Source organism: Micromonospora sp. ABR4_055, from assembly GCF_056160425.1.
On record NZ_JBSWXD010000226.1, the window covers coordinates 1 to 7,743 of the forward strand.

Here is a 7,743-nt window from a genome sequence, read left to right on the forward strand (position 1 = left end):
AAGGGCGTCGGGAGTGTAAGGGGTGGAGAAGAGACAGTCCACGGTCCTCCGCCCGGCCCTGCGCCGAATCAGGGACCGGGACCGGGACCGAAGCCGGGGCCGGGACCGGGACCGAACGGCGGGAATCCGAATCCGCCCCGCATCCATGCCTGCGGTCCGCCGTGGAACCGGTGGTGGAACTTCATGGCTGCCTCCAACGATGCTTTGTCGATACACCGACGATATATCGCCAACCCGTCGACGACAACATGCCGTACGCCCGGCGGGTGCAGGACCCGCCAGGCGTACGGTGATTTGGTGCATTTGCTATAGAATGCTGATTTCCCCGTCCGTCCGTCAGCTACGTGCTCCGAGGTTCGGGTAACTGCGTGGTTGCAGAAAGGCGGAGCTCCGAATCCCGCCGTCCGTGGCGCGCGGCCCGATCAGCACCGAAGGATCCGTGCTGAGCAGATCCGAGTTGCTCCAGGAGCTTTTGATGTTCCACGAGTTCCCGGTCGCCGTGGAGTTGCCCAGCGACACCCCCGCCCCGTTGCTGACCGCGAGGTTCGCGGTCAACCGCGAGGTCGAGTTCGCGAACTTGTACCCGCTGTCGCCGTTGTTCCAGGCCGTGGTGCGGTCCACCGTGATGGTGCCCGGGTTGCCGTTGTCGATGAACCCGCTCACCGCGTTACTGAACGAGAAGCTGTTACGGATGGTGTGGTTCGCTGCCGGGTCGGGGTCACCGCCGCCCATCTTGAACCCGTTGCCGTCGCCGCTGTAGTTGGGCAGACCCCATCGGTTGAAGCCGTTACCCCAGGCCGCAGAGTCCTCGACGAGGATCGGAGAGGCAAACTCCCAGGCGTCGAAACCGTCGTCGGAGTTGTTCCACAGCCGGGCTCCGCGTACCACGTTGCCGTTGCCGGAGCCCTCCTTGATGGCCAGGCCGTCGGCGCTCTCGCCGTTCTTGCGTGGATCCCGGTTGCCGTACGAGTCGAGGTTGATCACCTGGTTGTTGCTCGCGGCGCCCTGAATCTGCAGGCCGGACTCGTAGTTGTCGCGGGTAACGAGACGTTCGAAGACGTTGTTGCTGCAGTCGCGGCAGAAGATGGCGTATGGCCCGTGAATGATTTCCAGGTCACGTACCCGCCAGTGGTCGGCCTCCATGTGCAGCACGCCACGCTCGAGGTTGGGGATGCTGCCACCGACCGGGGCCGGGGTGTGCGGCAGGTTCTCCCCGTCGAGAACCACCCGCTCCCGGTTGTAGCTGGTGATCGTGTACGGGTTGGCTGATGTGCCGTCCTTCATGATCCGCACGTTGGTGCTGAACTGGTAGGTGCCGCCCCGCATGGCGATCGTCGTGCCGGGGGAAGCCAGGGTCACCGCCCGAGCCAGGGTCGCCAGTGGAGCCCCGAGTGTGCCAGGATTCGCGTCGTTTCCGTTGGTCGCGACGATAAGCGTGTTGACCGGTGGCGCAGTCGTCGGTGGCGGCGCAGTCGTCGGTGGCGGCGCAGTCGTCGGTGGCGGCGCAGTCGTCGGTGGCGGCGCAGTCGTCGGTGGCGGCGCGGTGGTCGGTGGCGGCGCGGTCGTCGGTGGCGGGCTGGTGGGAACGGGTCCGTTGCAGACCGTGCCGTTGAGAGTGAAGGTCGTCGGCACTGGGTTCGACGAGTTGTTCCAGGTGCCGTTGAATCCCCCGGTCACAGTGCCGCCGGTAGGGATCGACGCGTTGTAGCTGACATTTCGCAGGACGACGGTGCCACTGGCCGGGTCGGCAGTGAATCCCCAGGACTGGGTGATTGCCTGGCCGGCAGCGAAAGTCCAACTCAGCGTCCAGCCGTTGATCGGCGCACCGTGGTTGGTCACGGCGAGGTTGGCACCGAAGCCACCCGGCCATTGCGCGGCGACGGTGTACGTGACCTGGCAGCCGCTGGCGGCGCTGGCCGACAGGGTGGTCACCGCGGTCATCCCCGCGGTGAGAGCCACGGTGGCCACGGCCGCCACCGGCCACGCCGGCCGTCGGAGGTGTCGAGTCATGGATTCTCCTGATGGTCGATCCAGCGGTTACCGGCGGGCAGCACGCCCACTGACGACCGGGACCACTGGTGGGTGAGGTTCGACGATGAGACAGCAGTTGGCATCCGCCGACCAGCCGGTGCCGGCCGGTCGGCCGAGTCACCTCCTAAACCTCGGTGGCCTGCGGTGAGGTGCGTGAAAGCGCTTTCCACACATCATATTGATAGATGTCATCACGTCAACAACCGGGAGTCTGCTGCCCGGCCGGGTCGACCTGGGGGACCCTGCTCGTCGACGCCGGGGATAGGGCCGCGCAACGATGACCGCGCTGATCCCTTGGGCATCATCGAGGCCCGCGACGCGTCAGCGGAACGCGGGATGGATCAGGACGAAGGCCGTGACGCATGCCATCACGACAGCACCGATCAGTACCGGCAGCGGCGCCCAGACCGCGTACAACGCCGTACTGGCGGTCGGTGCGAGCACGAAGGTGAGCCCGTTGGTGGCACCGATCAGGCCGGCCAGCCCGCCCTGTTCCTCGCGGCGAACCGCCAGCGTCGGACCGGCGACGTAGCCGGGCATCGCGATACCGAGACCCAGTCCGATCATGGCCATCGCGACCACCAGGAACGCGATGTGCGTGTCGGGCACCAGCAGAGCGAACCCGACCAGCCCGACAGCACCGCCGACCCGCAGCAGCCTTGCCGGCCGCCAGCCGCTACGCGGCACCACGACGGTCTGCGCGAACGCCATCCCGACACCGGCGGCGAGCAGCGCCGTACCGGCGATCAACCCGGTCGCCTCCGCATCCAGTCCGAACCGGTCCTGGACGAGGAATCCGCTGACCACCTGGATGAAGCCGAGCGCGGTGAACATGCCGAACCCGGCGAGCAGGTACGGCCACACCCGGGCGTCCCACGCGCTGACCCGTACCGGCTCCTCGATCAGCTCGGTACGGTGCTCCCGGCGTAGCCGCACCGCGACGACGACCAGCCCGGCGGCCAGCAGCACCGGCACCACCACCAGCGGAGCCATCAGCCCGAACCCGGCGAGCAGCCCACCCACCAGCGCGCCGACGACCATCGCCACGCCCTGCACCGCCCCGATCCCGGCCATCCCCCTGACCCGGGCGGACTGGTCGTCGGTGACGTCGGCGATGTACGCCTGCGCGGTCGGCGGCACGGCGGCGAGCGCGGCTCCGAACCCGACGCCCCGGAACGCCACGAAGAGCAGGAACAACGTGCTGCCGGTCACGACGCCCCGCATGCCGAGGTCGGCGAGCAGCGCGAACAACGCCATCGTCAGGGTGGCCAGGGTGAACGCCGCGACCAGCACCGGCTTGCGGCCCCATGACTGGGACCGGCGCCCCCACAGTTGGCTGGTGGCCACGACCGTCAACGCGGAGATGCTGATCGTCACCCCGACCTGCCACTCGGCGAGGCCGATCTCCCGGGCCAGCGGAGCGATGATCGGGTTCATCGACATCTGACCGAGGAAGACCAGGAAGACCGCGCCGAGCAGCAGCGGGATCTGCGGCCGTGGGACACCGGCCGGGCTGTCGGCGCGGGCCGTGCCGGGTGAGACCATCCGGTCACGCTAACCACCGGTGATCATCGGCACCAAGGACGCCGGTCACACCTGCCACCCCGGCTGTGACCAGCGACGATGGCGGTAGCCGTCACACCTGGCAGCCGTGGTCCGGGAGGTAGTCGAACCAGTCGAAGCGGACCGTGCCGGTGGCGGCGTACATGCCGATCACCCGGCCGGTGAAGCCTCCGGCGACCTCGGTCGACAGGTAACGGCCGTCGAGCTCGGCCAGGACGGTGAACTCACCGTCGGCGGTTTCGAGGCCGAGCCGCAGCACGTCCGGCCCCTGCCGAGGATGCCAGGTCGGCGACGGGACGGCGTCGACCCGCAGCACCACCGGCCCGGGCGGCACCGGTCGGGCGTCCAGCACCGGCCGCAGCGGGCCGATCCGGGCCGCGACGTGCACCCCGCCGCCGCCGGCCTCGACCGCGTAGTGGTGGTTCTCGTCCATCCGCACCGCCAGGCCGCCCCGGCCGGCACCCGGGTCGATCAGGGTCCGGACCCGGCAGGACAGGTGCTGCTGACGGCGGCCGACGAAGGTGACGTCCGGGGCGTCGAGCGACGCGCCGCGCGCGTGCAGGGTCAGCCAGCCGGGCGGCCGGCTCGTCGACCAGGCGTCGGCGGGCCGGGACCGCACCGACAGCCACCGTGGGTGCAGCCGGTCGCCGTCGAAGTCGTCGCGGGTCGGCGGCGGTGTCACCGGCTCCGCCGGCCAGCGCGGGGCGGTCATCCGCTCGGTGAGCGCGCCGACGACCGGCCAGTCGTCGACCCAGTCGACCGGGGCGAGGAACGTCTCCCGGCCGAGCACGTGCCAGCCGGGGGTGCCGCCGCGCGGTCGGGCGCCGAGCAGGACCAGCCACCAGGAGCCGTCCGGTGCCTGGATGAGGTCGCCGTGACCGGTGTTCTGGATCGGCAGGTCGGTGCCGCGGTGGGTGAGGATCGGGTTCGCCGGGCACGGCTCGAACGGGCCGTCCGGTGCCGGGCCCCGGGCGACGGAGATACCGTGGCCGCGTTCGGTACCACCCTCGGCGATCAGCAGGTACCAGTAGGCACCGATCCGGTACAGGTGCGGGGCTTCCGGTGCCTGGGCTCCCGGGGTGCCGGACCACAGCCGGCGGGTCGGTCCGAGCGCGGCACCGGTCCGCGGGTCGATGCGGACCTGCCCGACGCCAGCGGTCGTGCACCAGCAGTTGCCGTCGTCGTCCCAGGCCAGGTCGGGGTCGATGCCGGCCACGCCGGGCAGCGGCACCGGGTCCGACCACGGACCGGCCGGGTCGGCGGCGGAGACCAGCAGGTTGCCGCCGCCGTCCGCCACGTTGGTGGTGATCAGCCAGAACCGGCCGTCATGGTGGCGCAGGGTGGGTGCGTAGATCCCGCCGGACGACGGTGCCGACGCGGGGATGGCCAGCTGCTCGGGGCGGTCCAGCACGTTGCCGATCTGGGTCCAGTTGACCAGGTCGCGGCTGTGGAGGATCGGTACGCCGGGAAAGTACTCGAAGCTGGAGCAGGCCAGGTAGTAGTCGTCGCCGACCCGGCAGACGCTCGGGTCCGGGTGGAAGCCGGGCAGCACCGGGTTGGTGAACCCACCGTCGACCCATCCGTCCATTGTCATGTCGTCCTCCCCGGTCCGGTGTGCGGTGGATGCACCGTACCCGGACCGGGGTCGGACCTCGGTCGGTCGATCAGTCGGCGTCGTCTGCGCTCGCGGCGGCGCCGCGGGCCGGCAACGCAACGGTACGCGGCAGCAACTGCGCGGTGAGCAGGGTGGACAGTGCCGAGACGTCCCCGCCGCCGGTACCGTCGGTGCGTACCACCACCGGCTGCGGGGCCTTGCCGGCGAGCGCAGCGCCCACCTCCAGCCGGCGCAGCGCCAGCTCGTACTGCAGGACCGCCCGGTTGTCCCGGTACGCCTGGGCCAGCCGGCGTTGCGCCTTGGCCTCGTTCTCGGCGGCTTTATCGCGTCTCGGCGAGCCAGCTCGCCGGGACGCGCCAGTTGTCGTCTGCCCTGCGCGGTGTGTCGGTCGATCATCGATCGACGACCGGCGACGATAACGGGAACCCGACGGTTCGCCGGGCCGACTGATGTTGCGGCGATGAAGGGAGGCGTCGGATGGCCACGCGGTGGCGGACATCGACGATGGTAACCACATGGGCGATGGCGGTGTCGATGCTACCGCTGTACGCGGTCAGTGCGCTCGGCCCGTATCTGGCCGAGGACCTGGGCGTGTCACGAGCGGCGGTAGGCGTCCCGGTGACGGTCGCGTTCGCGGTGGCGGCGGTGGTGTCGTTGTCGGCCGGACGGCTGGTCGACGCGGTCGGGCCCCGGCGGGGGCTGCTGTGGTTGGCGACGGTCGTCGCGGCCGCGCTCCTGGCGGGCTCGGTCACCGGCAGCTACCCGGTGCTGGTCGCGGTGGTCGCCGTCGCCGGGCTGGGGATGGCGCTGGCGAACCCCGCGACCAACGTGCTGGTGGCCACAGTGGTACCCGCACCCCGGCGGGGCACCGCTGTCGGGGTGAAACAGTCCGGTGTGCAGCTCGCCGCGGTGATCTGCGGGCTGGCGCTGCCATCGGTCGCGGCCGCCTCGGGCTGGCGTACGGCGCTGGGACTGGCCGGCCTGCTCGCGGTGGGGCTGTTCGCGGTGGTGTGGTGGCAGGTGCCCCGGCCACCCCGACGGGACACACCGGCCGGACCGTGGTGGCAGTGGTCACGACCACCGGCGGAGGTCGCCGGTCTGATGGGCTACTCGCTGCTGCTGGGCACCGGCCTGTCCGCGGTCAACACCTACCTGCCGCTGTACGGCGTACAGCAGTTGCAACTGGCCGGCTGGTCGGCCGGCGCGCTGTTGGCGGTGTTCGGCGCCGCCGGCGTGTTCGGACGGCTGTGGTGGACCCGTTGGGCGGACCGGCTTCCGGTGGTGACTTCGGCACTGCCACTGCTGTCGGCCGCGGCGGCGGTCTCGGCCGCGCTGGTGCTGCTGGCCGGGCAGTGGACGCCGCTGGTGTGGCTGGGTGCGATCGGGGTGGGGATGACGGCCACCGGCGCGAACGCGGTGTCGATGCTCGCCGTGGTGCGCCGCAAGGCTCCGGCCGGTCATGCCTCGGCGCTGGTCTCGACCGGCTTCTTCAGCGGCTTCGTGGTGGGGCCGACCGGCTTCGGTCTGCTCGCCGACAATGGCGGCTACCCGCTCGCCTGGGGTGCGGTCGCCGTAGTGTTCGCCGTCGCCGCGCTCGCCGGGCTGCGCCTGAGGAGCCGCACCGCCGCCGAACCGGTGCCGGCGTGACCGCGCCGCCGGGACCCCGGCCGCCGGTCGGGGTCGGCACACCGCAGCCCCGGACCGCGCTGAACGCGATGCTGGACCGGCTGCCGCACGTCCGTGCCGTGGTCGGCGAGCGGTTCCCGCTCTACGCCGACCCGGCCAGCGGCGACTGGACGAGCACCCGACGCGGGTCCTGGACCGGCGGCTTCTGGGCCGGGCTCCACTGGTTGGGGACCGCGGTCCGCGGCGACCCGTCCTGCCGGGCCGCCGCGACCGAGATGACCGGACGCCTCGCCGCACGGGCCGGCGACGACACCGTGACCCGGGCCATGACGTTCTGGTACGGGGCGGCCGCGGTCGGCGGACGGATCTGCCGGGACACGACGGCGACCCGGGTCGCCCTGACCGGTGCTCGTGCGCTCGCCGGGTCGTTCGACGCCGGTCCCGGTGTGTTCCCGGTCGGGTCGGCGTTCGGTGGACCACCGACGCCCCGGATCGGCATCGACGCACTGGCCGCCGTGGTGGCGTTGCTGTGCTGGGCCGACGGGCCGCTGAGCGGAGCCCGGCAGCTGGCCCGACGCCACGCCGCGAGCTGCGCCACCCTGCTGGTGGCCGCCGACGGTCAGGTGCTGGCCGAACGCGAACTACCGGCCGTGGGTGCACCGTCGACCGACGGCGAGATGTGGACGCGTGGGCAGGCCTGGGGGATGCTCGGTTTCGCGGTGGCCGCCGACCGGTTCGGCGGCGACTTCACCGAGGTGGCGAGGCGCACCGCCGACCACTGGTTGGCGGTCACCGGGCAGAACGGATCGGCGTCCCGGGTGCCGCCGGCGGTGGTCGGTCGCGCCGGTGCGCCCCCGGACCCCTCGTCGGCGGCGCCCCCCGCCGCCGCGCTGTGGACACTCGGCGGA

At 71.5% G+C, this 7,743-nt stretch carries 6 protein-coding genes; 2 read left to right on the forward strand and 4 right to left on the reverse strand.

The genetic code is table 11. The features are described 5' to 3' along the window. Positions 1-336 precede the first annotated feature (336 nt). The 4 genes from ACXAHD_RS30245 to ACXAHD_RS30260 form a co-directional block, all read right to left on the reverse strand. The gene (locus ACXAHD_RS30245; RefSeq protein WP_281554273.1) at positions 337-2,010 is read right to left on the reverse strand and encodes a cellulose binding domain-containing protein; all 1,674 of its coding nucleotides are present in this window, start codon (positions 2,008-2,010) and stop codon (positions 337-339) included. Positions 2,011-2,352: 342 nt separating this feature from the next. Further along, the gene (locus tag ACXAHD_RS30250; RefSeq protein ID WP_281554272.1) at positions 2,353-3,576 is read right to left on the reverse strand and encodes an MFS transporter; all 1,224 of its coding nucleotides are present in this window, start codon (positions 3,574-3,576) and stop codon (positions 2,353-2,355) included. 91 nt (positions 3,577-3,667) lie between these two features. Continuing rightward, complete coding sequence (locus ACXAHD_RS30255; RefSeq protein WP_281554271.1) at positions 3,668-5,188, reverse strand: glycoside hydrolase family 43 protein; 1,521 nt, start codon at positions 5,186-5,188, stop codon at positions 3,668-3,670. A gap of 70 nt (positions 5,189-5,258) precedes the next feature. Further along, positions 5,259-5,708, reverse strand: coding sequence for a hypothetical protein (locus ACXAHD_RS30260; protein ID WP_281554270.1), 450 nt, complete (start codon positions 5,706-5,708; stop codon positions 5,259-5,261). A 23-nt stretch (positions 5,709-5,731) separates the two neighbouring features. On the opposite strand from ACXAHD_RS30260, the gene ACXAHD_RS30265 reads away from it, so the two are divergent. Both ACXAHD_RS30265 and ACXAHD_RS30270 read left to right on the forward strand, forming a co-directional pair. Then, positions 5,732-6,856 carry an MFS transporter gene (locus ACXAHD_RS30265; RefSeq protein ID WP_281554269.1) on the forward strand — a complete coding sequence of 375 codons (1,125 nt, stop codon included), beginning with the start codon at positions 5,732-5,734 and terminating at the stop codon, positions 6,854-6,856. Next, on the forward strand, positions 6,853-7,743 hold an 891-nt coding region (locus ACXAHD_RS30270), incomplete at its 3' end, for a hypothetical protein (RefSeq protein ID WP_475054867.1). The genes ACXAHD_RS30265 and ACXAHD_RS30270, both read left to right, overlap by 4 nt.